Source organism: Bradyrhizobium sp. 26S5 (assembly GCF_036923295.1).
Taxonomy (GTDB): Bacteria; Pseudomonadota; Alphaproteobacteria; order Rhizobiales; family Xanthobacteraceae; genus Bradyrhizobium; species Bradyrhizobium septentrionale.
Genome location: NZ_CP145948.1, coordinates 160,137 through 183,380 on the forward strand (window position 1 = coordinate 160,137; position 23,244 = coordinate 183,380).

Annotated in this window: 19 protein-coding genes and 1 pseudogene; 7 read left to right on the forward strand and 13 right to left on the reverse strand. The window is 66.1% G+C overall.

Annotated features, from left to right (window positions below; translation table 11 throughout):
* Positions 1-44: 44 nt before the first annotated feature.
* Positions 45-965 carry a LysR family transcriptional regulator gene (locus V5279_RS00760; RefSeq protein WP_338694248.1) on the reverse strand — a complete coding sequence of 307 codons (921 nt, stop codon included), beginning with the start codon at positions 963-965 and terminating at the stop codon, positions 45-47.
* A gap of 102 nt (positions 966-1,067) precedes the next feature.
* On the opposite strand from V5279_RS00760, the gene V5279_RS00765 reads away from it, so the two are divergent.
* Positions 1,068-1,982 carry a hypothetical protein gene (locus tag V5279_RS00765; protein WP_338694250.1) on the forward strand — a complete coding sequence of 305 codons (915 nt, stop codon included), beginning with the start codon at positions 1,068-1,070 and terminating at the stop codon, positions 1,980-1,982.
* Positions 1,979-2,992: a DUF2891 domain-containing protein gene (locus V5279_RS00770; RefSeq protein ID WP_338694252.1), complete on the forward strand. Its 1,014-nt coding sequence runs from the start codon at positions 1,979-1,981 to the stop codon at positions 2,990-2,992. Before V5279_RS00765 ends, V5279_RS00770 begins: the two co-directional genes overlap by 4 nt.
* Positions 2,993-3,004: 12 nt before the next feature.
* Here the strand turns inward: V5279_RS00770 and V5279_RS00775 are convergent, their stop codons facing one another.
* The 8 genes from V5279_RS00775 to ubiE all read right to left on the reverse strand — a co-directional run bounded on the left by V5279_RS00775 (position 3,005) and on the right by ubiE (position 12,980).
* On the reverse strand, positions 3,005-3,727 hold the full coding sequence (locus V5279_RS00775) for a nucleotidyltransferase family protein (protein WP_338694254.1): 723 nt from the start codon (positions 3,725-3,727) through the stop codon (positions 3,005-3,007).
* A 174-nt stretch (positions 3,728-3,901) separates the two neighbouring features.
* Positions 3,902-4,222, reverse strand: a complete 321-nt coding sequence (locus V5279_RS00780) for a PilZ domain-containing protein (protein WP_029082463.1) — start codon at positions 4,220-4,222, stop codon at positions 3,902-3,904.
* An 87-nt stretch (positions 4,223-4,309) separates the two neighbouring features.
* Complete coding sequence (tsaE, locus tag V5279_RS00785) at positions 4,310-5,833, reverse strand: tRNA (adenosine(37)-N6)-threonylcarbamoyltransferase complex ATPase subunit type 1 TsaE (RefSeq protein WP_338694256.1); 1,524 nt, start codon at positions 5,831-5,833, stop codon at positions 4,310-4,312.
* Positions 5,830-8,340 carry a sensor histidine kinase gene (locus tag V5279_RS00790; RefSeq protein ID WP_338694258.1) on the reverse strand — a complete coding sequence of 837 codons (2,511 nt, stop codon included), beginning with the start codon at positions 8,338-8,340 and terminating at the stop codon, positions 5,830-5,832. Before V5279_RS00790 ends, tsaE begins: the two co-directional genes overlap by 4 nt.
* A gap of 327 nt (positions 8,341-8,667) precedes the next feature.
* Positions 8,668-9,126 (reverse strand): dUTP diphosphatase, encoded by a 459-nt coding sequence (gene dut / locus V5279_RS00795; RefSeq protein ID WP_166300031.1) that lies wholly within the window; start codon positions 9,124-9,126, stop codon positions 8,668-8,670.
* The gene (gene coaBC / locus V5279_RS00800; RefSeq protein ID WP_338694263.1) at positions 9,123-10,547 is read right to left on the reverse strand and encodes a bifunctional phosphopantothenoylcysteine decarboxylase/phosphopantothenate--cysteine ligase CoaBC; all 1,425 of its coding nucleotides are present in this window, start codon (positions 10,545-10,547) and stop codon (positions 9,123-9,125) included. Before coaBC ends, dut begins: the two co-directional genes overlap by 4 nt.
* Positions 10,548-10,647: 100 nt before the next feature.
* Positions 10,648-12,222, reverse strand: coding sequence for a 2-polyprenylphenol 6-hydroxylase (gene ubiB, locus V5279_RS00805; protein ID WP_338694265.1), 1,575 nt, complete (start codon positions 12,220-12,222; stop codon positions 10,648-10,650).
* Positions 12,219-12,980 (reverse strand): bifunctional demethylmenaquinone methyltransferase/2-methoxy-6-polyprenyl-1,4-benzoquinol methylase UbiE, encoded by a 762-nt coding sequence (gene ubiE / locus V5279_RS00810; RefSeq protein WP_338694267.1) that lies wholly within the window; start codon positions 12,978-12,980, stop codon positions 12,219-12,221. Before ubiE ends, ubiB begins: the two co-directional genes overlap by 4 nt.
* A gap of 163 nt (positions 12,981-13,143) precedes the next feature.
* Here ubiE and mutM point away from each other — a divergent pair, with 163 nt between their 5' ends.
* Entirely contained in the window at positions 13,144-14,025 is an 882-nt protein-coding gene (gene mutM / locus V5279_RS00815) for a bifunctional DNA-formamidopyrimidine glycosylase/DNA-(apurinic or apyrimidinic site) lyase (protein ID WP_338694269.1), read from the forward strand.
* 20 nt (positions 14,026-14,045) lie between these two features.
* Positions 14,046-15,724 (forward strand): annotated as a pseudogene (gene ggt, locus V5279_RS00820) (gamma-glutamyltransferase).
* Between the two features lie 145 nt (positions 15,725-15,869).
* On the opposite strand, the gene V5279_RS00825 reads toward ggt, so the two are convergent.
* Entirely contained in the window at positions 15,870-17,243 is a 1,374-nt protein-coding gene (locus V5279_RS00825) for a serine protease (RefSeq protein ID WP_338694271.1), read from the reverse strand.
* A 111-nt stretch (positions 17,244-17,354) separates the two neighbouring features.
* On the opposite strand from V5279_RS00825, the gene V5279_RS00830 reads away from it, so the two are divergent.
* Positions 17,355-18,161 (forward strand): molybdopterin-synthase adenylyltransferase MoeB, encoded by an 807-nt coding sequence (locus V5279_RS00830; protein WP_338694273.1) that lies wholly within the window; start codon positions 17,355-17,357, stop codon positions 18,159-18,161.
* 105 nt (positions 18,162-18,266) lie between these two features.
* Here V5279_RS00830 and V5279_RS00835 read toward each other — a convergent pair whose 3' ends face one another.
* Positions 18,267-19,187 carry an aldo/keto reductase gene (locus V5279_RS00835; protein ID WP_338694275.1) on the reverse strand — a complete coding sequence of 307 codons (921 nt, stop codon included), beginning with the start codon at positions 19,185-19,187 and terminating at the stop codon, positions 18,267-18,269.
* 120 nt (positions 19,188-19,307) lie between these two features.
* Here V5279_RS00835 and V5279_RS00840 point away from each other — a divergent pair, with 120 nt between their 5' ends.
* Positions 19,308-20,219 (forward strand): LysR family transcriptional regulator, encoded by a 912-nt coding sequence (locus V5279_RS00840; RefSeq protein ID WP_338701764.1) that lies wholly within the window; start codon positions 19,308-19,310, stop codon positions 20,217-20,219.
* Between the two features lie 452 nt (positions 20,220-20,671).
* On the opposite strand, the gene V5279_RS00845 is transcribed toward V5279_RS00840, so the two are convergent.
* Positions 20,672-21,676 (reverse strand): 2-hydroxyacid dehydrogenase, encoded by a 1,005-nt coding sequence (locus tag V5279_RS00845; protein ID WP_166300015.1) that lies wholly within the window; start codon positions 21,674-21,676, stop codon positions 20,672-20,674.
* Positions 21,677-22,019: 343 nt separating this feature from the next.
* Here V5279_RS00845 and V5279_RS00850 point away from each other — a divergent pair, with 343 nt between their 5' ends.
* On the forward strand, positions 22,020-22,547 hold the full coding sequence (locus V5279_RS00850; protein ID WP_338701766.1) for an SH3 domain-containing protein: 528 nt from the start codon (positions 22,020-22,022) through the stop codon (positions 22,545-22,547).
* Positions 22,548-22,620: 73 nt separating this feature from the next.
* Here the strand turns inward: V5279_RS00850 and irrA are convergent, their stop codons facing one another.
* Positions 22,621-23,112 (reverse strand): iron response transcriptional regulator IrrA, encoded by a 492-nt coding sequence (gene irrA, locus V5279_RS00855; RefSeq protein ID WP_029082448.1) that lies wholly within the window; start codon positions 23,110-23,112, stop codon positions 22,621-22,623.
* Positions 23,113-23,244: the final 132 nt, after the last annotated feature.

Genomic DNA, 23,244 nt, shown 5'->3' on the forward strand with positions numbered 1-23,244 from the left:
GCCGCGGCCATCGTTAGCCACCCCTGTGGATCAGCCGTCACCGCTCAATACCGCAGCCGGCTGCTGCTGCGATCGACGGCATCCAGGAACCAGCGCAGCGCCGGATCCTGGGCGGCGCGGGTCGTATGGATCAGGTCGATTGCGAAGGCCGGGATGTCGATCGGCGGCGTGACCACGGCAACATCGGCGAGATGCGTGAAGCGCCGGGCGACGCGCTCGGACATCGTGGCGATGAGATCGGTGCCCGCCACGGCGAAGGGAACGGCCACCACATGCGCAAGCGTCACCGCCACCCGCCGCTTCAAACCGCGGCGCGCCAGCAGCGCGTCGATCACGCTCGGCAGGCCGTCGCCGCCGGCCGCCGAGAACAGCGCGTGCGGCAGGGTCGCATAATCGTCCAGGCTCAGGCGCTCCGATCGGCCCGCGCGGACCGCATCGCGGATGCAGACGAAGCGCTCCTCGAACAGCCGGTGCCTGATACAGCGCGGCGAGTCCGGCAGGTGGCCGCCGATCAGCGCATCGAGTTCGCCACGCTCGAGCTTCGCCAAGGCCGCCGTCGCGTCGGTCAGCGGGCGCACGGCGAGGTCGATGTGAGGTGCTTCCAAGCGCAGCAAACGCGTCAGTTCCGGCACCACAACGAGATCGCCATAGTCGGTCGCGGCGATGGTGATGCGCCTGCGCGCGGTGGCCGGATCGAAGGCCAGATCGGGCGCCAGCGCGCTCCTGACCTGCCGCAGCGCCTCGCCGATCGGTCCGGCCAGCGCCAGCGCCTTTTCGGTCGGCTGCATGCCCGCGCCGGCGCGCAGGAATAGTTCATCCGCAAACAGCGCCCGCAGCCGCCGCAACGCGCTGCTCATCGACGGCTGGGCCAGCCCAATGCGCTCAGCCGCGCGGGTGACGTGGCGCTCCTCCATCAGCGCCTCGAAGGCGACCAGCAGGTTGAGATCGACGGCGGTTAAATTCATGAAAACAATAATGCTTATAACAACAATCGATTTCAACAATGATCTGGCCGGGCCTATTGTCGTCCAGACATGACGATGAGGCGGAAGGGATTGGGGCGATCATTGGCGAAACTCGTGCCGCGCGGGCCGACATTGCTGATCATCGGTGTCCTGGCCGGGCTGGTTTTCCCTGCCTTGGCGGCCGGCGTGCGCCCGCTGATGGCGGCGGCGATCTTCGTCCTGGTGCTCGGCACCTTTCTCCAGGTCGACGGCGCGGCGTTCCGGCGCGCGCTGCGGCGCCCGCTGGTCTGGCTGCTGTTGCCGGCGCTCGCGATGCTGGCCTGTCCGCTTGCGGTCGGTTTCGCGGCGCGCGGCGCCGGACTTCGGACGGAGCTGATCGTTGCGCTGGTGCTGTCGGTGTGCGCTCCGCCGTCGAGCGGCACGGCGGCGGTCGCGCGCATGCTCGGCTTCGACGCGACCGTTCCGCTTGCGGTGACGCTGCTGTCGATGGCGCTGGCGCCGGTCACGGTGCCGTTGATTGCTGCGGGATTTACTGATCTCGCGCTCGATCCGCTGGCGCTCGCCACACGATTGGCGCTGCTGGTCGGTGGCGCCGGCGCGCTGGCGCTGCTGCTTCGCCATCAGGCCGGCGCGCTGTTGGTGCAGCATGCGCGCACCGTCGATGCCGCCGTGCTCGCCTCGCTGCTGCTGTTCGCGATTGCCACCATGGCCGGGGTACGTGCGCAGATCGAGGCGCAGCCGCTCGCCGCGCTCACCTGCGTCGGCCTTGCCTTCGCCTGCAATCTCGCCCTGCAAGCGCTTGGCGCGCTGCTCACGCCGGGCAATCTGGCCGCGCGGCTGACCAGCGGCCTCGTTCTTGGCAACCGCAATGTCGGACTGGTCTGGTCGGCGATGGGCGCGGCGGTGTCGCCGATGCCGGCGTTGTTCTTCGCGGCCACACAGTTTCCGATCTATATGACGCCGCGCCTGATCGAGATGCTCGTCCGGCGCGAGCGAAAGGAGAATGCCTCACCATGAGCGAAACGATCCTGACCGAAGATCTTGCCGTCCGTTTCGCCCGCATCGCGCTAGGCCATGTCGGCCGCGAATATCCGAACAAGCCGGATCATGTGCTGGCCGGGCCGCAGGATGCGCGCACGCCGCGCGAGCTGCATCCGGTGTTCTTCGGCAGCTACGACTGGCATTCCTGCGTCCACAGCTACTGGATGCTCGCGCGGCTGTTGCGACGATATCCGGCATTCGAAGTTGCTGATGATATTCGCGCCTTGTTCGACGCGCAGTTCGTAGTCGAAAAGATCGCGGCCGAATGCGCCTATCTCGCGGCCCCGACCGCGCGCGGCTTCAAGCGGCCCTATGGCTGGGGCTGGCTGTTAAAACTCGCAGCAGAACTCTCATCGCTCGAGGACATCAGGTGGCGCGAGCAGATCGCGCCGCTTGCCGCGATTTTCGCGCAGCGCTTCCGCGATTTCTTGCCGCTCTCGACGTATCCGGTGCGGGTCGGTACGCATTTCAACACCGCGTTCGGACTTCGCATGGCCGCCGACTACGCCAGCGCGACACAGGATGATGCGTTCGGCGCGCTGCTACGCGAGACGGCGCTGCGCTGGTACGGCGCCGATCAGGATTGTCCCGCCTGGGGCGAGCCGAGCGGCGACGACTTCCAGTCTTCCGCGCTGATCGAAGCCGAATGCATGCGCCGGCTGCTGCCGCCGGGCGATTTCCTGCCCTGGTTCGACCGCTTCCTGCCGCGCCTCCTGCAACACGAGCCGGCAACCTTATTCCGGCCCGTCACGGTCACCGATCGCACCGACGGCAAGCTCGCGCATCTCGATGGGCTCAATCTCAGCCGCGCATGGTGCTGGCGGGCGCTGGCCGGCGCGTTGCCGGAGGCCGATGCGCGTCGTCCGATCCTGCAGGATGCCGCGCGGCGCCATCTCGACGCCGGCCTGCCGCATATCGCCAGCGACTATATGGGCGAACATTGGCTGGCGAGTTTTGCGGTGCTCGCGATCGATGCCGATGACTGACGGCGGCGTCGTTTACGCGACGCTTTCCAGGAAAGCGTCTTCAGCGGCCTGGATCGCATCGGGGGTCCCGACATGCATCCAGACGCCGTCGAGGCGCAGGCCGAACAGCCGTTCCTGCTCGTTGACACGGTCGAACACCTTGGTCAGCGAGAACTCGCCGGCCGGGGCGTTGGCGAACAGCGAAGGCTGCATGATCGCGGCGCCGGCATAGACGAACGGCACCACCTGGTGCTCGCGCCGCTTGCGCAGCGCGCCATCCGGCAGCATCGAATAGTCGCCGCGGCCGCTATAGCCGATGCTGGAGGCGGTCGGCGCCATCAGCAGCAGGATATCCATCCGCGCCGGATCGAAAGCTTCCGCCAGCCGCGCCAGATTGGAGCGCACGCCGTCGATCCACATCGTGTCGGCATTGAGATGGAAGAACGGCGCATCGCCGAGCAGCGGCAGCGCCTTCACCACCGCGCCGCCGGTGCCGAGCACCTGGTCGCGCTCATCGGAGATGATCACGCGCGGGCGGCTGCGGGTCTTGACGTGCTCGATGATCTGGTCGGGCAGATAATGCACGTTCACGACGGCTTCGCTGACGCCGGCGCCGGCGAGCTTGTCGAGCACATGGTCGAGCAGCGGCTGGCCGGCGACGCTGACCAGCGGCTTCGGCATCGTGTTGGTCAGCGGGCGCATGCGCACGCCGAGGCCCGCAGCGAGCACCATGGCCTTGTGGGGGGTGACGGGCATCTTCCGTATATTCTCGGTCATCATCTCTAGCGCCGATCATATCACGGCGATTCGGCAAGCACATCGATCAGACGCCATAGTCACCGGACATGACGGCCGTAAGACGGCAACAGTGGCCCCCTTGTAGGAGCATGATCTTGCCGGAAAACCGTCTCCACTTTTCCGGATCATGCTCTAGACGTCGGCAGCCTGCGCACCGCGTCTGGCAGTTTTCTTCTTCTTGTCGCCTTGTTTGAGGAAGTTGACGCCGATCTGGTCGCCATTGACCCATGCCAGCTCGCAGCGGCGATAGGCCAATCCTGTGGACGACAGCAGCAGAAAAAACTCCTTCAGGTTCAGGCCCTCGACCGAGCCCTCGACGGTGAGCTTGGCACCCGTCTCGGACACGTCTTCCATGGTGCAGTCGCGCCGCCAGGTGCCGTCAATGCCCATCATGTGCGCGGCGATGCCGCGCTCAAACGTGACACGATCGCCCCTGCGTCGTTCCGTCGCCATCGTGTGGTCCCGCTCCCAATCCGGCCCCGCCATGGATGAGGTGCGGCCTCGGCAACCTTAGGGGACCTGAGGCTAATAACCCGTAAACTACGGTACTGGAGGAGGGACGTTGGCCGTGTACCAGATGCGGAAGCTGGTCAGCGCAGGGTGGGCCAGCGACCGCTCGAGATAGGTCCAGATCCGCGGCTGGTGCTTCAGATATTGCGGCTTGCCATCGCGGCGGTTGAGCCGCGCGAAGGTGCCGAGCAGGCGGGTGTTGCGCTGCGCCGACATGATCGCATAGAGCTCGGCAAAGGCGGCCGGATCGAAGTTTTCGTCGGTCGCGCGCCGCGCCTTGATGTAGCGGGTCAAGAGCGACAGCTCGAGCTGTTCGGGCACGTCGATCCGCGCATCCTGCAGCAGCGACACCACGTCATACGCCGCCGGGCCGAGCAGCGCATCTTGGAAGTCAATGATTCCGACCCGGAGGATGCCAGTGCGCTCGGCAAGCCAGATGATATTCGGCGAATGGAAGTCGCGGATCACCCAGGTCTGCGGCGCTGCGGCGGGCTTCTCCAGCAGTCCCCGCCACATCCCGAGAAAATCGGCGCGGAGCTCCTCGCTCGGCTGCACCCCGCGGTCGGGCAGGTACCATTCCAGCATCAGCCCGATCTCGATCAGCCAGGCGTCGATATCGAACACCGGGATGTCGTAGCTCTCGTCTGATGTCAGCGGCAGCGTGTCGGGCAGCACCTCGCGGTGCAGCGCCGCCAGCATGTCGACGGCGGCCTCGTAGCGCTCGGTGATCGGCTGCGGCGGGTCGCCCTCGATCACGCCTTCGGCGCCGAGATCCTCGGTGATGAGGAAGCCGGATTCGAGGTCGGTATGCCGGATCGCGGGCGCGGAGAAACCATGCTTGCGCAGGCCGTTTCCGATCGCGACGAACGGCCTGACGTCCTCGGCGAGATGCACCGCCGCGCTATACGGCCGGCCATTGTAGATCGCCGGACCGTCGGGGCGGCGCGGCGAGTTCATTAGGATCACGGTGCCGTCGTCGGCGCGCAGCCGCGCGTAAGAGCGCGTCGAGGCATCGCCCGGCATGCGCTCGCGCCGGGCATTGAGGAAGCCCGCGCGATCGAGGAACTGGCGCAGCTCGTTGAGCCGCGCGACCTTTGCCGCGCCCTTGCCATGGCCGGTGATCTCGGCCGCGCGTGCCGCCGATCCGAGCGCCGGCCGGTGCGTGAATGCAATGTCGATGCGATCGGCGGGCATCGCGCCGGGCGCGCGTTCCGGCCACTCGATCAGCGCCACGATGTCGTCGGGCAGCGGCGACAGCCCGATCTCCTCGAGCTCGCTCGCGTCGTTGATGCGGTAGAGGTCGGCATGGACCAGCGGAAACGACGGCAGCTCGTAGCTCTGCGCCAGCGTGAAGGTCGGGCTCGGCACTTCCAGCGTGTCGTCGGTGGCGAGGTAGCGGATCAGCGCGCGGGCGGCCGCGGTCTTGCCGGCGCCAAGGTCGCCCGACAGCGTGATGACGTCGCCGGCGCCGATCAGGAGCGCGAGATCGGCCATCAGCTCTGACGTCGCGGTTTCGTTCGCGAGCGCCACCGAGAATGTCGAGGTCGCCGTCATTCTGCGGCGTTGCGATGGGCGGTCTGGTCGATCGGGAAGTCGCAGGTCACGGTCGTGCCTCGACCGACGGTCGAATCGACCCGCACCCGTCCGCCGTGCAGTTCGACGAAGGAGCGCACCAGCGACAGGCCAAGTCCCGCGCCGCGATGCCGCGAGCCGTGCGAATGGCTCTCGAACCAGTTGAACACCTTGTCGCGCATCTCGGCCGGAATGCCGGGACCGGCGTCGGTCACCGCGAACACCACGCTGTGCTCGGTGCGGTGTGCGCTGATCGTGACGGTGGCGTCATGCGGCGAGAAGCCGACGGCGTTGGCGAGCAGATTGTAGAGCACCTGCACCACGCGCCGCTCGTCGCCGACGAAGGCGCCGATGTCGGGCGCGATATCGACCTTCAGCGTGATGCGGTCGGTCGCTAGCCGGTCCTGGATGCCTTCGGCGGCGGCCTCGATCGTCTGGCCGATATTGACCGGACCGAGCTCGAGCTTCATCGCGCCGGCGTCGATGGTGGCGAGATCGAGGATGTTGTTGGTCAGCGCCAGCAGCGCGTTGGTCGATTTGGTGACGTAGTCGAGATACTCGGCCTGCTTCGGCGTCAGCGGCCCGGTCGAGGGATCGCTGAGGAAATGCGCGAAGCCGATGATGGTGGTGAGCGGCGCGCGCAGCTCGTAGGAGACGTGGTGGACGAAATCCACCTTCATCTGGTCGGCGGTTTCCAGCGCCTCGTTGCGCTCGCGCAGCGCGCGCTCGACATTCTCGGTGTCGGTGATGTCCTGGAAGGCGAGCAGCGTCTTGCCGTCGGGCAGCGGGATGGTCATGCAATTCAGCACGCTGCCGTCCTTGCGCTCCAGCTTCAGCGCGACCTGGGCGCGGTTCTCGATCGCGGTGATCTGCTCGCGCAGCGTCCGCCAGGTCAGGGCATCGTCGAACAGCGGCCTGCACAGCGCTTCCACCGCTTCGATATGCGGCTCGCCCTGCAGCGCGTCCGCCGGCAGCTTCCACATCTTGGCGAAGGGCGGGTTGAACAGCTCGGCCCGGCCGTTGCTGCCGAACACCGCGACCGCTTCGCCGAGATTGTCGAGGGTTTCGCGCTGCACCCGCGTCAGGCGGTCATAGCGGCGCGCGAGGTCGAGGCTCTCGGTGACGTTGTCGAACAGATAGGTGACGCCGCCCTCGAGGTTCGGCGTGGTGACGACGCTGATGGCGCGGCCGTCGGGCAGGAACCAGGTGTAGGTCTCGGATTCGACCGCGCGATAGGCCTCGTGCAGCTTGGCCTTCCAGGCGCGGAAATCCGGCTGCTCCGGCAGCTTGCGGTTGGCGCGCAGCCGGTCGAGCACGCTGGAATCGTCCGGGTTGCTGTCGAGGAAGGCCTGGTCGAGGCCCCACAGCCGGCGGTAGGACTCGTTGTAGAAGGTGAGCCGCCGGTCGGCATCGAACACCGCGACGCCCGAGGACAATTGGTCGAGGGTACGCCGGTGCGCTTCGACCATGCGCGCGATCGCCGCGCGCAGCGCCGCGGCCTCGCTGGCGTCGATCGCGATCCCGGCGCTGCCGCCGGAGAGCTTGAGCGCCTGCACGTCGTAGATCCGCCGCTCGCCGCTGACCACGATCGGCAGCCGTGCGGCATAATTGGCGTTGTCGTTCAGCGCGCGGGTCAGTTCGGTGCGCTGGTCGCTTTCGAGCAGCTCGAGATTGCGCTGCAGCGCATCGGACACGCTCTTGCCCTCGGTGGCGCGGACATAGGCCGCGTTGGCATAGCGCAGATTGCCCTCGAGGCTCTTGGCCCAGATCGGCCACGGCGCAGCGGCGGCGAAATCGCGCAGCAGCTCGGTCTCCTCCTGCAGCGTCTTGTAGCGCAGGTTGGATTCGGCGAGGTCGCGGCGCAGGCCGCCGAGCTCGCGGATCCGCACAATGGCCTGGCCTCCGATCGCGCGGCCCATCGCCTCGATGGCGCGGCCGGCTGACGTCGAGAGGTTGAGCAGGAACGCCTCGCCCTTTTCGCGCAGCGCATCGACCGCGTGATCCATCTGCAGCGCCGGCTCGGGCGGCAACCAGGTTCCGAAGGTGAGGACGCGCTGCGGCGAGCCTTCCTGCGACATCACCAGCGAGGTATCGCCCGAGATCTGCGGCCGGTTGTCGCCGGCGGCCCACGAGATCAGGACCTGCGGCTCGACGAAAAGCAGCGCGCGCAGCCGGTCCGACTGCGCCTGCAGGTCCGAAATCTCGGACTGCAGCTGCTCCTCGTTCCTCGTCGCGCGCAGGCGGGTGCGCATCAAGAGGATCGCGGCGACGGCGGAAAAGCCGACCAGCGCAAACGACGTCGCGAGGACCGCGACCTCCTGATGATTGAAGCCGAAATGATCCGACATCGCCTGGGCCACCAGGCTCTCGGCGGCAAACGACGTGCGGGCCGGCAGCAGTGCGGTGATGGCGAGCCCAAGCATGCCGTCGCGCGCCAGTGAGGTGCATGACAGCAGGGTTCGACGCATTGCCGCGACTACGCCCGACATATGTTGCCCCAGAACGCGCAAACCCCAGGCATGATCCGGAAAAGAGGAGACCGGTGTTCCCTCACGGCAAACGTATAACGTTCGTCCGGGGATCATGCCCAAGCAGGACCCAGATAGCCCGACGAAGACCCCCCGTCGTGCTCGAATCAAACCAGAATAGTCCTAACGGGACTCAGCGAGTAAGAGTCCAGACCGTGAACGCAGAATCCGCTGTGAAAAAATGCACGCGGGCGGTGTGGATTTTACGCGAATTGACTCCGTATTCGTGCGGAGGCGCGTGCGAGCAGCGTGATCTTTCGGAGTAGTCCGCACACTTCTCCGCTCGCGTTAGCGTCCGGTCGATCCGAAGCCGCCGCTGCCGCGTTCGGTTGACGTCAGCACGTCGACCGGAACCAGTTCGGCCCGGGTGACCGGCGCGATCACCATCTGCGCGATGCGCTCGCCACGCCGGATCGAAAACGGCTCGTGGCCGTGATTGATCAGGAGCACGTTGATCTCGCCGCGATAGTCGGCGTCGATCGTGCCGGGCGAGTTCAGCACGGTGACGCCGTATTTGGCGGCCAGGCCGGAACGCGGCCGCACCTGCGCCTCGTAGCCCGGTGGCAGCGCAATCGTCAGCCCGGTCGGAACCATCTCGTAGCGTCCCGGCAGCAGAATCAGCGGCGCCGACCGCGGCACCGCGGCCAGCAGGTCGAGCCCGGCGGCCTCAGTGGTCTGATAGATCGGCAGCAGAAGGTCTGCGCCGTGCGGCAATTGGTGGACTTCAACCTTGATGGTGGCGCTCACGATGCGGTTCCTACGGCTCTTGCGATGCGCGACACCAGCGCGGTCGCGACTTCCTCCTTGGTCATAACAGGCCAGGAGTCGACGGTGACGTCCTTGCCCTCGCGCGAGAGCAAATGAACGGTGTTGCGGTCGCCGCCCATCACGCCGGTCGCCGGCGAGACGTCATTGGCGACGATCCAGTCACAGCCCTTGCGCGCGAACTTCGCCTTGGCGTTCTCGATCAGATGCTCGGTCTCGGCGGCAAAGCCGATCACCAGCGGCGGCCGCTTCTCCTTCAACTTGGAGATTGTCGCGAGGATGTCGGGGTTCTCGACCAGCTGCAGCGGCGGCATGCCGGCCGAGGTCTTTTTCAGTTTCTGGCTGCCTTCATTGGCGACCCGCCAGTCGGCGACCGCGGCAGCGAAGATCGCGACGTCGACCGGCAACGCCGCCTCGACCCGGTGCAGCATGTCGCGCGCGGACTCCACGCGCATCACCGAGATGCCTTGCGGATCGCCGAGATCGACCGGGCCGGTCACCAGCACGACCTCGGCGCCGGCGGCGCGCGCGGCGGCCGCAATGGCAAAGCCCTGCTTGCCGGACGAACGGTTGGCGATATAGCGGACCGGATCGATCGCCTCATGGGTCGGGCCGGCCGTGATCAGCACGCGCTTGCCGGCGAGCGGACGCGGCTGCGGCGGCCGCAGCATACGGTCGGCGGCGGCGGCGATCTCGGTCGGCTCGGCCATCCGCCCGACGCCGGCCTCGCCCGCCTCCGCCATCTCGCCCGCATTGGGACCGACGGTGTGGACGCCGTCGCGGCGGAGCTGCAGCACGTTGCGGCGGGTGGCCGGGTTGTTCCACATCAGCGGGTTCATCGCCGGCGCCAGCAGGATCGGCCGGTTGGCCGCAAGAAGCGTGGCGGTGGCGAGATCGTCGGCAAGGCCCTGCGCCATCTTGGCCATCAGGTCGGCGGTCGCCGGCGCCACGACGATCAGATCGCAATCCCGCGCCAGGCGGATATGGCCGGCGTCGAACTCGCTCTCGGCGTCGAACAGGTCGGTGTAGACGCGCTCATGCGACAGCGCGCTGGCGGCGAGCGGGGTGACGAATTGCTGGGCCGCCCTGGTCAGCACGCAGCGGACCTGGATGTGCCGCTCGTTGAGCCGCCGGATCAGATCCAGCGCCTTGTAGGCGGCAATCCCGCCGCCGATGATCAGGGTGACACGGGGCTCGCCGGCTGCGCTGGTGGGGCGTGGAACGGGGGCTGTGACTGCCGTGGAACCCGCGCCGGGCGTCTGTACGGGCTCCGTGCCGCCTTCAGCGAGCTCGCGGAGGATGACCCGGATTTCCTCCTCGACCGAGCGGCCGTTTTTGGCGGAGCGCAGCCGCAGATAGGCCTTCAGGGTGTCGTCGAGTTTGCGGATGGTCAGGCTGGCCATGGCATGCCCTCAGGCATGATCCGGAAAAGTGTGAAGCGGTTTTCCGAAGCGATCATGCAAACAATGATAGCGATGCTATCACACAGTGCATGCATTGCAATCAGTGCCCGCGGATGGCGAAGAAGATTCCGATCAGGGCGACGGCCATGACCCAAAGGCTGACGGTCTGCAGCCGCGCCTTGCGGGCCTCGGCGCGGGCCATTTCGTCGATGGTATCCGACGACAGCATGTGGCCCTCCCGGGTCATGGTCTCGAGCTGCTCGAGCACGGTCATGGCGCGGTTGGCGATTGTCGGCAGGTTGGCGACGATGCGGCCGAGCTCGCCCGCGCCCGATATCGCCCCCTGGATGCGTCCGGCCGGGCCGAGATTGTGCGTGATCCATTCGCGCACGACGGGATCGGCGACCTTCCAGATGTCGAGCTTCGGGTCGAAACCGCGCGCCACGCCCTCGACCACCACCATGGTCTTCTGCAGCAGGATCAGCTCGGGCCGCGTCTGCATGTCGAACAGGCCGGTGACCTCGAGCAGAAGCGTCAGCAGCTTCGCCATCGAGATTTCCTCGGCGGTGCGATTGTGGATCGGCTCGCCGATCGCGCGGATGGCTTGCGCGAAATTCTCCACCGAATGGTGGCTCGGCACATAGCCGGCCTCGAAATGCACCTCGGCGACGCGCCGATAGTCGCGGGTGATGAAGCCGAGCAGGATTTCGGCAAGGAAACGCCGCTCCTTCAGCCCGAGCCGCCCCATGATGCCGAAATCGACCGCGACCAGGCGGCCGGCCTCGTCCAGGAACAGGTTGCCCGGATGCATGTCGGCATGGAAGAAGCCGTCGCGCAGCGCGTGGCGCAGGAAGCTCTGGATCACCTTGCGGCCGAGATCGGGCAGATCGACCTCGGCCTGCTTCAGCCGGGCGTGATCGTTCAGCGCGATGCCGTCGATCCACTCCATCGTCAGCACGTTATGGGTGGTGCGGTCCCAGTCCACGGTGGGCACCCGAAAGTCCGGATCGTCGCGCGTGTTCTCGGCCATCTCGGACAGCGCGGCCGCCTCGAGCCGCAGGTCCATCTCCATCGCGACCGAGCGCGACATCGTGTTGATGACCTCGATCAGCCGCAGCCGCCGTGCTTCGGCGGAATGCGCCTCGGCCTTGTACGCGACAAAGAAGAAGTCGCTGAGGTCACGGCGGAAGCGCGCCGCGACGTTGGGCCGGAGCACCTTGACCGCAACCTGGTGGCGCACGCCGTCGCGCTCGACCTCGCCGTGATGGACCTGCGCGATCGAGGCGGCAGCAACCGCCGGGCCGAGATGAGCAAAGGCCTGCGAAACCGGACGCTCCAGCGATTGCGCGATCACCGCTTCGGCCTCTGCCTGCGCGAATGGCGGCAGCCGGTCCTGCAGGCTTTCGAGATCGCGCGCCATCGTCACGCCGACCACGTCGGGACGGGTGGCGAGGAATTGCCCGAGCTTGAGATAGGCGGGTCCAAGCCGAGTCAGCGCGCGCGACAGCCGCGGACCGGATTTGGCGCCGGAACGCTCGATCAGCCGCGCCAGCTTCAGCGCGAGCTGCCCGGGCGGCGGCACCAGCGACGGATCGACGACGCCGAACACGCCCTCGCGTGCAAACACGAAACCGGCGCGGGCGAGGCGCGCAATGTGGGTCAGTGCAGAGATCACAAACGCCAGCCCGAATGCAGCGCCACGATGCCGCCGGAGAGGCTCTGCCACTTCACGCGGGCAAAGCCGGCGGCGCCGATCATCTCGGCGAACGCGTTCGGCCGCGGGAATTTGCGGATCGACTCGACGAGATATTGATAGGACTCGGCGTCACCGGTGACGGCGCGGCCGAGCGGCGGGATCACCTTGAAGGAGAACAGATCGTAGATCTTGTCGAGGCCGGGCACGTCGACGGTGGAGAATTCCAGGCACAGGAAGCGGCTGCCGGGCTTGAGCACCCGATAGGCCTCGCGCAGCGCAAGGTCGATCTGCGGCACGTTGCGGATGCCGAAGGCGATGGTGTAGGCGTCGAAGGCGCGGTCGGCGAAGCCCAGCGTCTCCGCATTGCCCTCGACGAACGACACGCGGTCGTCGAGATGCTGCTTGGCGGCGCGCTCGCGGCCGACCGCGAGCATGTCGCTATTGATGTCGCAGACCGTGGCATGGAAGCCAGAGCCCGCGGTCTTGGCGGCCCGAAACGCGATGTCGCCGGTGCCGCCGGCGACGTCGAGAAGCGCGAACGGCCGGTCGCCCTTCGGCGGATCGAGCGCCGTGATCATGATGTCCTTCCAGGCCCGGTGCAGGCCTACCGACATCAGATCGTTCATCAGGTCGTAGCGCTGTGCCACGCTGTGAAACACGTCGTTCACCAGCGTCTGTTTCTCGCCCAGGGGCACGTCCCTGAAGCCAAAATGCGTGGTTTGATCCGGCCGATCCATCAACTCATACTCTTACCATTTTGGGTCGCGTTTTCTTCACGCGAACCGGTGCCAATCCCGCATCGAGTGCGGGACAGGCTCCGCTCGAAAACGCTCCGGCTCGACCATAGCGCGGCGGCCGCAATGGCGCTATCACGTCACTTCCAAAAGGTGAATGCCTGCCATGCCGGAATTACCCGAAGTCGAGACCGTCCGCCGCGGCCTGCAGCCGGCCATGGAGGGGTCCCGGATCCTCAAAGCCGAGGCCCGCCGCAAGGATTTGCGGTTTCCGTTTCAAAAAGACTTTATCGCCCGGCTCGAAGGCCAGACCGTCACCGGGCTCGGCCGCCGTGCCAAATATTTGATGGCGGACCTCACGTCAGGCGACGTGCTGCTGATGCATCTGGGCATGTCCGGCTCGTTCCGCGTCTTGAAGGATGAGGGCACGGCGACGCCGGGGCAATTCCACCATCCGCGCAGCGAGGATCGCGCGCACGATCATGTCGTGTTCCATATGTCGTCGGGCGCAGCCATCATCTTCAACGATCCGCGGCGCTTCGGTTACATGAAGATCATCGCCCGCAACGCGATCGAGGATGAGCCGCTGCTGAAGGGGCTCGGGCCCGAACCGCTCGGCAATGAATTCGACGCGGCGATGCTGGCGCACTCCTGCCACAACAAGAAGACCAGCCTGAAGGCGGCGCTGCTCGATCAGCGCGTGGTGGCGGGACTTGGCAACATCTATGTCTGCGAGGCGCTGTTTCGCTCGCATCTGTCGCCGCGGCGATTGGCCGCGACGCTTGCCACCAGGAAGGCCGAGCCCACCGATCACGCCAAACGGCTGGTCGGCGCGATCCATTCGGTGCTCAACCAGGCGATCAAGGCCGGCGGCTCCTCGATCAGCGACCATCGCTTGACCAACGGCGATCTCGGTTATTTCCAGCATTCCTTCCAGGTCTACGACCGCGAAGGCGAGACATGCCGCACCTCGGGCTGCGAGGGCATCGTCAAGCGTTTCACCCAGAACGGCCGTTCGACGTTCTGGTGCCCGAAGTGTCAAAAATAACAACAATGGGAGTACGGATCATGGGCAGCAACTGGCGCGATCGCGCCGCGACGAGTTTTCAATGTCAGAAGCAGCCGGCCAACGGCAGCCGCGGCATGGTGGTGAGCAATCATCCGCTGGCGTCGAGTGCGGGTGCCGAGATGCTCGCGGCCGGCGGCAATGCGATCGATGCGGCGATTGCCACGCTGTTCACGCTGACCGTGGTCGAGCCGATGATGGTCGGCATCATCGGCGGCGGCATGGCGCATATTCGTCTCGCCGACGGCAGCCATCGCTTCATCGACGGCCAGAGCACGGTGCCGAAGGCGGTGAAGCCGGATACCTACACCTCGAAGCCCGGTTCGGCGCATGACGTGTTCGACACCGTCGGCAACGAGAATTTGAACGGGCCGAAGGCGGTGGCGGTGCCGGGCTCGCTGAAGGCGTGGTGCGAAACGCTGCGCCGCTTCGGCACCATGAGCCTGGCCGACGTGATGCAGCCCGCGATCAAACATGCCGAACGCGGCTATGCGGCGACGCCTTATCTGCACGAATGCATCACCGACGGCGCCGCGGAGATGCTGAAGGACAAGCCGATCTCCGCGATCTATCTGCCGGGCGGCGCGCCGCTGAAGCCGGGCGAGCGCGTGGTGCAGGCGGAGTATGCCGAGACGCTGAAATACATCGCCGATCATGGCGACAACGCGCTCTACCAGGGCCGCTCGGCGACATCCTGGTCGACTACATGAAGAAGCACGGCGGCTTCATCGCGCAGGAGGATCTCGCAACCTACAAGACTGTCGAGCGCCAGCCGATCCGCTGCGACTATCGCGGCTGGGAAATCCTTGGTCCGCCGCCGCCCGCGGCGTCCGGCGTGCACATCACGCAGATGCTCAACATCCTCGAAGGCTACGACATCGCAGGCCTCGGCTTCGGCACGACCGAGACGATCCATTATCTCGCCGAGGTGCTGAAGATCGCCTTTGCCGATCGCGCGGCCGCCAGCGGCGATCCCGCCTATATCAACGTCCCGGTGGAGCGGCTGACCTCGAAGGCCTATGCAGGGGAGCGCCGCCGCGCGATCGATCCCGACCGCGCGCAGGCCTGGAGCGCCGGCGTCACGCAGCTCGAAAGCGCACACACCACGCACATGACCGCGGCCGATGCGATGGGCAATGTGGTCGCGACCACCCAGACCATCAACAATCTGTTCGGGGCCAAGATCCTGATCCCGGGCCTCGGCACCGTGCCGAACAACTATATGAACCTGTTCGATCCGCGGCCGGGGCACGCGCTGTCACTCGCCGCAGGCAAGCGCGTCACCACTTCGATGTCGCCGATGATGGTGCTACGCGACCGCAAGCTCGCTTACGCACTCGGCCTGCCCGGCGGCAAGCGCATCTTCCCGAGCGCGATGCAGGCGCTGATCAACCTGATCGACCACGGCATGAGCCTGCAGGAAGCGGTCGAGGCGCCGCGGGTCTGGACCGAAGGCAATGCGTTGGAAGTCGAGCGAGCGGTGCCGGAGACCGTCCGCGCCGCGCTGTCAGCGAAAGGCCACAGGGTGCAGGTGGTGCCGACGGTGGCCGGCGGCATGAACGCGATCCAGTTCCACGCTGACGGCACCATGTCGGGCGCGGCCTGCTGGCGCGCCGATGGCACCCCGGTCGGCATCGCCGGCGGCCTCGCCCGCGCAGGGGTGCGGTTTGCGTTGGAGTGAGGGATTCTCGTGCCCCGGACGCGGCGCAGCACGAAGTGGTGCGCCGCTGAGCCGGGGCCCAATTCTAGACGCGCAATTTGCGGAAATGGGTCCCGGCTCTGCGGAGCAGCGTTGCACGCTGCACCGCGTCCGGGACACCCGAGCCCTACTTCCTGACGCAGATCACGCGGACGACGGCGGCCTTGGCGTCCGCCGATTCGCCCGACGCGTTGACGCCGTGCGACTTCAGGAAGTTGCGCACCGTGTCGGCCGGCACCAATGTTGCCTGCGCCGGCGGCGCCGCGTTCGCCGGGCCCGCGACGATGACCGGCTTCAGCACCGCGATGCCGGCAAACTTGCCGCTGCCGTCGAGCGCTGCCGCGCCGGAGAACCCGAGCGCGGGCGGCGGTGACAGCGCGGCATCGCCGCCGCCGAGTTGCGCGACGGAGGCCTTGACGCTGCTCGCCGCCGCGCCGCCTCCCTGGCTTTGCGGATCGGCGATGCCGGTGATGTCGAGGGCGGTCTGCGTCGCCTGGCCTGCGATGTTGAGCGGCTTCAGCCCGTGCGCGCCGTAGATGCGCAGCAATGCGAGATCATGATCCTTGTCCTCGGCGACCCGATCGGCATTGCCGAAACCCGGCCTCGTCAGCGCGATGCAGTCGTCGGTTGCCACGCGGTCGGTGACAACAGCGCCGTCGTCGCTGACCACGACGCCGGTACCATACTCCACGGTCTTGCGCGGCGGCGGGCCGGCCTGCACGCCTGACGGAAATGCGTTGAAAGCACTCGACATCGCAATCACCACCGGCTCGACGGTGGCTTGCGTCGCCTGATCATAGAGGATGGTGAGGATGCGGACCTCGTCGCCCTTGAAGGTGCCACGCAGATAAAACTTCTTCAGCCCCTGCATGCCCGACAGCACGAAGAAGTCCGGCTTCACCACGGTGTAGTCGATGGTGCGGCCGGCCGGCTCCTTCTTTTCCAGTTCGGCAAGCTTGGTGGTGGCCGGGTTGGCTTCCTTGCGCCGGGTCAGCAGCACCTGGATGGTGCCGGTCGGCGAGGTCCATTTGGCACCGGAGGCATCGCTGGTGAGCTGCGGCACCAGCTTGGTGGGAACGCCGAGCCGCGCCCCGGTGGCGGGCTCGGTGACGATCCTCCAGCCGACGCTCTCCTGCTTCCGCCGCGCGGTGTCGGCGAGCGCGCCGCGCTCCTGCGGGTTCAGCACGCCGGTCGGCTTGCCGCCCTGCTTCTTTTGGAATTCCTTGATCGCATTGACCATGCGCTCGCTGACGTCGCCTGATATCGCGCCGTTATATTCGCCGACCCAGGCGAGGTCCGATTGCAGCGCCAGCCGCTCCGCCTGCGCCATTGCGTTGGCGGTATCCTCCGGCTTCTGCAGCGCGGGGCGAACCGGCACGGTTGTCACGGTCTTCGGCTTCGTCCCGGCGGTTGACGGCGGTGTCAGCTGGGCCTGCGCCGCGCCCACGCCTGCGACCATCACGCCTGCGACCATCAATGTTGCCGAAAGCACCGATCTCATGACAAATCCGCCGGGAATGACCGAAACCATTGACGTCCACGCAATTAAGCACATCTGCTTGGTCGGCAACAACCGCGCTCCGGTTCAGGGTGCAGCGCGCAGGAAGTCATCATGCTGAGTGCCGACGAACTCGAACGCTATGCCCGCCACATCGTGCTGCGCGAGGTGGGCGGCCCCGGCCAGAATGCGCTGAAGCAGGCGTCCGTGCTGGTGATCGGCGCCGGCGGTCTCGGCGCGCCGGTGCTGATGTATCTGGCGGCTGCCGGCGTCGGCCGGCTCGGCGTGATCGACGACGATATTGTCTCGCTTTCCAATTTGCAGCGCCAGATCATCCATGCGACGCCTGACATCGGCAAGCGCAAGGTCGACAGCGCGGCGGCGCAGATCCATGCGCTCAATCCGCATGTGACGTTCGAGGCCCATCCGGTGCGGCTTACCGCCGACAATGCGATGGCGCTGATCGGAAATTACGATCTCGTGCTCGACGGCTCCGACAATTTCGAGACCCGTTATCTCGTCGCCGATGCCTGCTTCCTCGCGAAGCGGCCGCTGATCACGGCGGCGCTTGGGCAGTTCGACGGCTCGCTGACCACGATCCGCGCGCACGAGAAGAATGCCGATGGCGTGTTCAACCCGACCTATCGCTGCCTGTTTCCGGAGCCGCCGCCGCCGGGCACGGTGCCGGCCTGCGCCGAGGCCGGCGTGATGGGTGCGCTCGCCGGCGTGATGGGTTCGATGATGGCGCTGGAGGCGATCCGCGAGATCGTCGGCTTCGGCGAGGGCCTGGTCGGCCGCCTCCTGATGGTGGACGCGCGCGCGATGCGATTCGAAACCTTGCGCTATGTGCGCGATCCGCAGAACCCGCTCAACGGTGATGCGCCTTGCATCGCCGATCTGAGCGGGTATCTCTCAGCATGATCCGGAAAAGTGTATGAGCGGTTTTCCCGCGACAAACGCGAAGCGTTTGCGCTGAGATCATGCTCCAAAAGAAGTTAAGGCGCTGATCTCATCGCGCCTTAGAGTTCAGGACGCGGACGCGGGCTTCTCGCTGTCCATGTGGCGGAGGTGCTCCTCCGGATAGCGTCCGCCGGCGGCAGCACCAGGCGGAAATGCGTCGGCCAATGCGGCAAGATGCGCCGCGGTCAACGTCACATCGAGCGCGCCGAGCGTTTCGCTCAACCGTTCGCGCCGCCGCGCGCCGACCAGCGGCACGATGTCGTTACCCTGCGCCGCGACCCAGGCAATCGCGACCTGCGCCGGAGAGGCGCCGATCTCGGCAGCAATGACACGCAGCCGGTCCGCGAGTGCGAGGTTGGCGTCGATGTTGCCGGCCTGGAAGCGCGGGCTCAGCAAGCGGAAATCCTTCGCGCCTGCGCGGTCCTTCGACCAATGGCCGCTGATCAGCCCGCGCGCCAGCACGCCATAGGCTGATATGCCGATGCCGAGCTCGCGGCAGGTCGCCAGGATGTCGCTCTCGATGCCGCGCGACACCAGCGAGTATTCGATCTGCAAATCGGCGATCGGATGCACCTTGTGGGCGCGGCGGATGGTGTCGGAGCCAACCTCTGATAGCCCGATATGTTTGATCCAGCCGGCCTTGATCATGTCGGCCATCGCGCCGATCGTGTCCTCGATCGGCACCGCGGGATCGAGCCGTGCCGGGCGGTAGATGTCGATATGATCGACGCCGAGCCGCTGCAGCGAATAGGCAGCGAAATTCTTCACCGCGGCGGGACGGCTGTCATAACCGAGAAAGCCGTGGTTGCGATCGCGCAGCGCGCCGAACTTGACGCTGATCTGCAGATTGTCACGGCTGCGGCTTTTCAGGGCCTCGCCGATCAGCATCTCGTTATGGCCCATGCCGTAGAAGTCGGACATGCCCATGCAGCCGAGGCCGATCGGCGAGACGGTGGGGCCGGTAGAACCGAGTTTGCGTGTGTCCATGGTGGAAATCCTCGAACAGCGCGGCGGGTGATCCGCCGCCAATGCCGCGGCTGATATGGGCCGGCTCGAGTCCGCCGATAAGCTGGACAATCCCGAATGGCTTGTTCACTATATCGAACAATGCAGGATTTCGACCTCCGCGACCTCGACGCCTTCGTGGCGGTGGCGCGCACGCGCAACTTCCGGCGCGCCGCGCTCGAGCAGCGCGTCTCGGTTTCGAGCATCAGCCAGCGTCTGCGCGACATGGAGGAGCGGCTCGGCGTCCGCCTGATGAACCGCACCACCCGGAGCGTCTCGCTGACCGAAGCCGGCGAGCTGCTGCTTGCCCGCGTCGCACCGGCGATCGCCGATGTCGGCGACGCGATCACAGAGGTGCGCGGCCTGCGCGCCGAGCCGTCGGGGCGGCTCCGCATCAACGCGCCGCCGCCCGCGGTCGATCTGGTGCTGGCGCCGATGATTGCGCCGTTCCTCGCCAAATATCCGCAAATCGATCTCGATATCGTCGCCGAAAGTGCGTTCGTCGACATCGTCGCGCAGGGCTTCGACGCCGGCGTGCGCTATGGCGAGCATCTGGCGCAGGACATGGTGGCGGTCCCGCTCGGTGCGCAACAGCGCTACGCGGTCGTGGCCTCGAGCGATTATGTCGCCAGGCATGGCCGGCCGATGCATCCGAAGGATCTGCTGAAGCACGCCTGCATCCGCACTCGCTTCGGCAGCGGCGCGATCTTCGATTGGGAGTTCGAGAAGAACGGCCGCGTGGTGAAGGTCTCGCCGCCGGCCAGGCTGATCGCGACCTATCTCGGCCTCGCGCTGCGCGCAGTTCATGACGGCGTCGGTTACTGGGCGACGTTCGAGGGCTACGTCCACTACGGCGTCAAATCCGGCGCGCTGGTCAGCGTGCTCGACGACTGGTGCCCGCCGTTTGACGGACCGTTCCTGTACTATCCGAGCCGGCGCCAGCCGCCGCCCGCGCTCGCCGCGTTCGTGTCGTTCGTCGCCGACTGGCGCAAGCAGGCGCGGCGGAGGAAATAGGACGGGCCCTCACCACATCGTCGTCCCGGCCTAGTGCGCAATTGCGCACGGGAGCCGGGACCCATACTCCGCAGCGGAAGTTGGGAGCGGGACTCGTCGTTCCAGCACTGTGAAACAATGACTATCGGTGGTTATGGGTCCCGGCCTGCGCCGGGACGACAGCGAGCGTTGGTTTCAAGTTGCCTGCTCGAGCGCCGGCCGCACCGGCTACTTTGCATGGGGTTGTTTTCGATATTTTGGCAGCTCGCCCCTCATCCGGGCTACGGATTCTCTCTTCTCCTTCCCCCTGAAAGGGGGAAGGTCGGGATGGGGGTCAGCCGCGGGCAACGGTGCCTGCGGAGAGAGGAGATCCCCACCCGCTTTGCTCTCGCGAGCAAAGCGACCTCCCCTTTTCAAGGGGAGCTTGGAGCTGCGCGGCTTGGATGGAGCGCGGCGTAGTCCCGGCTACGAAATCACAGCATGCTCGGCAGCACGCGATCCGGCGGCTTGTGGGCGTCGAGGAAGGTTCGGATGTTGATGATCACCTTCTCGCCCATCTCGACGCGCCCTTCGATGGTGGCCGAGCCCATGTGCGGCAGCAGCGTCACCTTGCCGGCCCTGGCGAGCCGCACCAGCTTCGGGTTCACCGCCGGTTCGTGCTCATAGACGTCGAGGCCTGCGCCGCCGATATCGCCGGCTTCGATCAGCTTGATCAGCGTGTCCTCGTCGATCACCTCGCCGCGCGCGGTGTTGACGATGTAGGCCTCTTTGCGGATCAGCTTGAGGCGCCGCGCCGAGAGCAGATGGAAGGTGGCCGGTGTGTGCGGGCAGTTCACCGAGATGATGTCCATCCGCGCCAGCATCTGGTCGAGGCTTTCCCAATAGGTCGCCCCGAGCTCTTCGGCGATCATAGGCGCCACCGGGCGGCGGTTGTGATAGTGGATCTGCAGGCCGAAGGCGCGGGCACGGCGCGCCACCGCCTGGCCGATGCGGCCCATGCCGACGATGCCGAGCCGTTTGCCCCCGATGCGGTGGCCGAGCATCCAGGTCGGCGACCACCCCGCCCAATGCTGCTTGCCTTCGGTCAGGATCGAGGCGCCCTCGATCAGGCGCCGCGGCACCGCAAGGATCAGCGCCATGGTCATGTCGGCGGTGTCCTCGGTCAACACCTTCGGGGTGTTGGTCACCGTGATACCGCGCGCATGCGCCGCCGTGACGTCGATATTGTCGACGCCGTTGCCGAAATTGGCGATCAGCTTCAGCTTGCAGTCGGGCTGATTGATCACGTCCTCGCGGATCATGTCGGTCACGGTCGGCACCAGCACGTCGGCGGTCCTTGCCGCCTCGGCGATCTGTTCCGGCGTCATCGGCGTGTCGTCGAGATTCAATCTGGCGTCGAACAGCTCGCGCATCCGGGTCTCGATCGAGTCCGGCAGCTTGCGGGTGACGACGACGAGAGGCTTTTTCTTCACCGACATGTCCTGCTTTCATGAGGCGCGCGGCTTGCCAAAAAACAAACCGTTCAGGCCTCATTAACCCGGTTGTTCGACACTGCTGATAGCCGCGCTGTCCCGGCGTTTCCTTCGCGTTTCCTAGGGTTCCCCGATACTTACCCCGGCTTTCGTCAGGGGAAATTCGGGTGTTCTGGCTCTTAAGGACTTCCGTTCTCTCTAGCAGAAGGCCGGGCCAAGACAAGAACCCCTCGGACGTGGGGTGCGGGAGCGAACGGCGCAGGCGCAGGGGGCCTGAGTTTTTGGGCGTTTGGATCGGTTGCAACTCGCCGAATGCGGGTTGGGCATCTCGGCAGGAGACGAGTTGATGGTGGCGTTCTGGCGTTTCGGTTCGTTGGTGGCGCTGGTCGGCAGCATGCTGAGTGCGTCGGTCATACCAGGACATTCCGCCAAGGATACCAACCCGACCACCAGCGGATTGCCGATCCCGCGCTATGTCAGCCTGAAATCCGATCATGTGAACGTCAGGGCCGGCCCGACCAAGGACAATGACGTCGCCTGGGTCTACACGAGGTCGGGACTGCCGGTCGAAATCACCGCCGAGTTCGAGAACTGGCGCCGGGTGCGCGATTCCGAGGGCGCCGAAGGCTGGGTCTATCATTCCCTGCTGTCCGGCCGCCGCACGGCCGTCGTCACGATGAAGAACAAGGACGATTTGGCCTCGCTGTACGACCGCCCCGACGCCACCAGTGCGATTGCGGCCCGCCTGCAGGCCGGCGTCGTCGCGCAGGTCAAGAAATGCTCCAACAACTGGTGCCGGGTCACCGGCAACGGGTTCGACGGCTGGATCGAGCAGCAGCGCCTCTGGGGCGTCTATGCCGACGAGAAGGTGGACTGACCTTCATCGTCCCCAAACGACAATGGCCGGGACGAGCCCGGCCATCACAACTCAAACCCGACGGTAGGACGCTTCAGCGCTTCTTGCGCAGCCGCACGACCATGTCGACGCGGGAAATCTCGAAGCCTTCCGGTACGTCCGGCATCTTGGTGAGCATCAGGTTCGGGTCGGGAATGTCGACCAGCTCGTGGTTGTGCTCGAGATAGAAGTGGTGGTGTGTCGACACGTTGGTGTCGAAATAGGTCTTGGTGCCGTCGACGCTGACCTGGCGCAGCAGGCCGGCATCGGTGAGCTGGTTGAGCGTGTTGTAGACGGTTGCCAGCGACACCGGAACCTTGGCCAGCGTCGCTTCCTCGTACAGCATTTCAGCTGTCAGGTGGCGGGCACCCTTGCCGAACAGCAGCCAGCCCAGCGCCATACGCTGGCGCGTCGGCCGGAGACCGGCAGACTGCAACATCTCGTTGACGTCATGCCACGGGCAGCCGGTCAGGGCAGGGTGGTGCCCAGTGCCCCGCGCAGCCGGGTGCACGGCGTCATCGTTCACAGCCGGTACTTCTTCGTTCATATCCACTCTATGCACCCAACTCAGGCAATATTCCTCATAAATATAAAAAGGATGCCTATCAGATGCAAGTTTTTCGCAACTAGAACGAATCCAAGCTGCGGTAGAAACCGAAGGAGAACCGGTAATTTATCA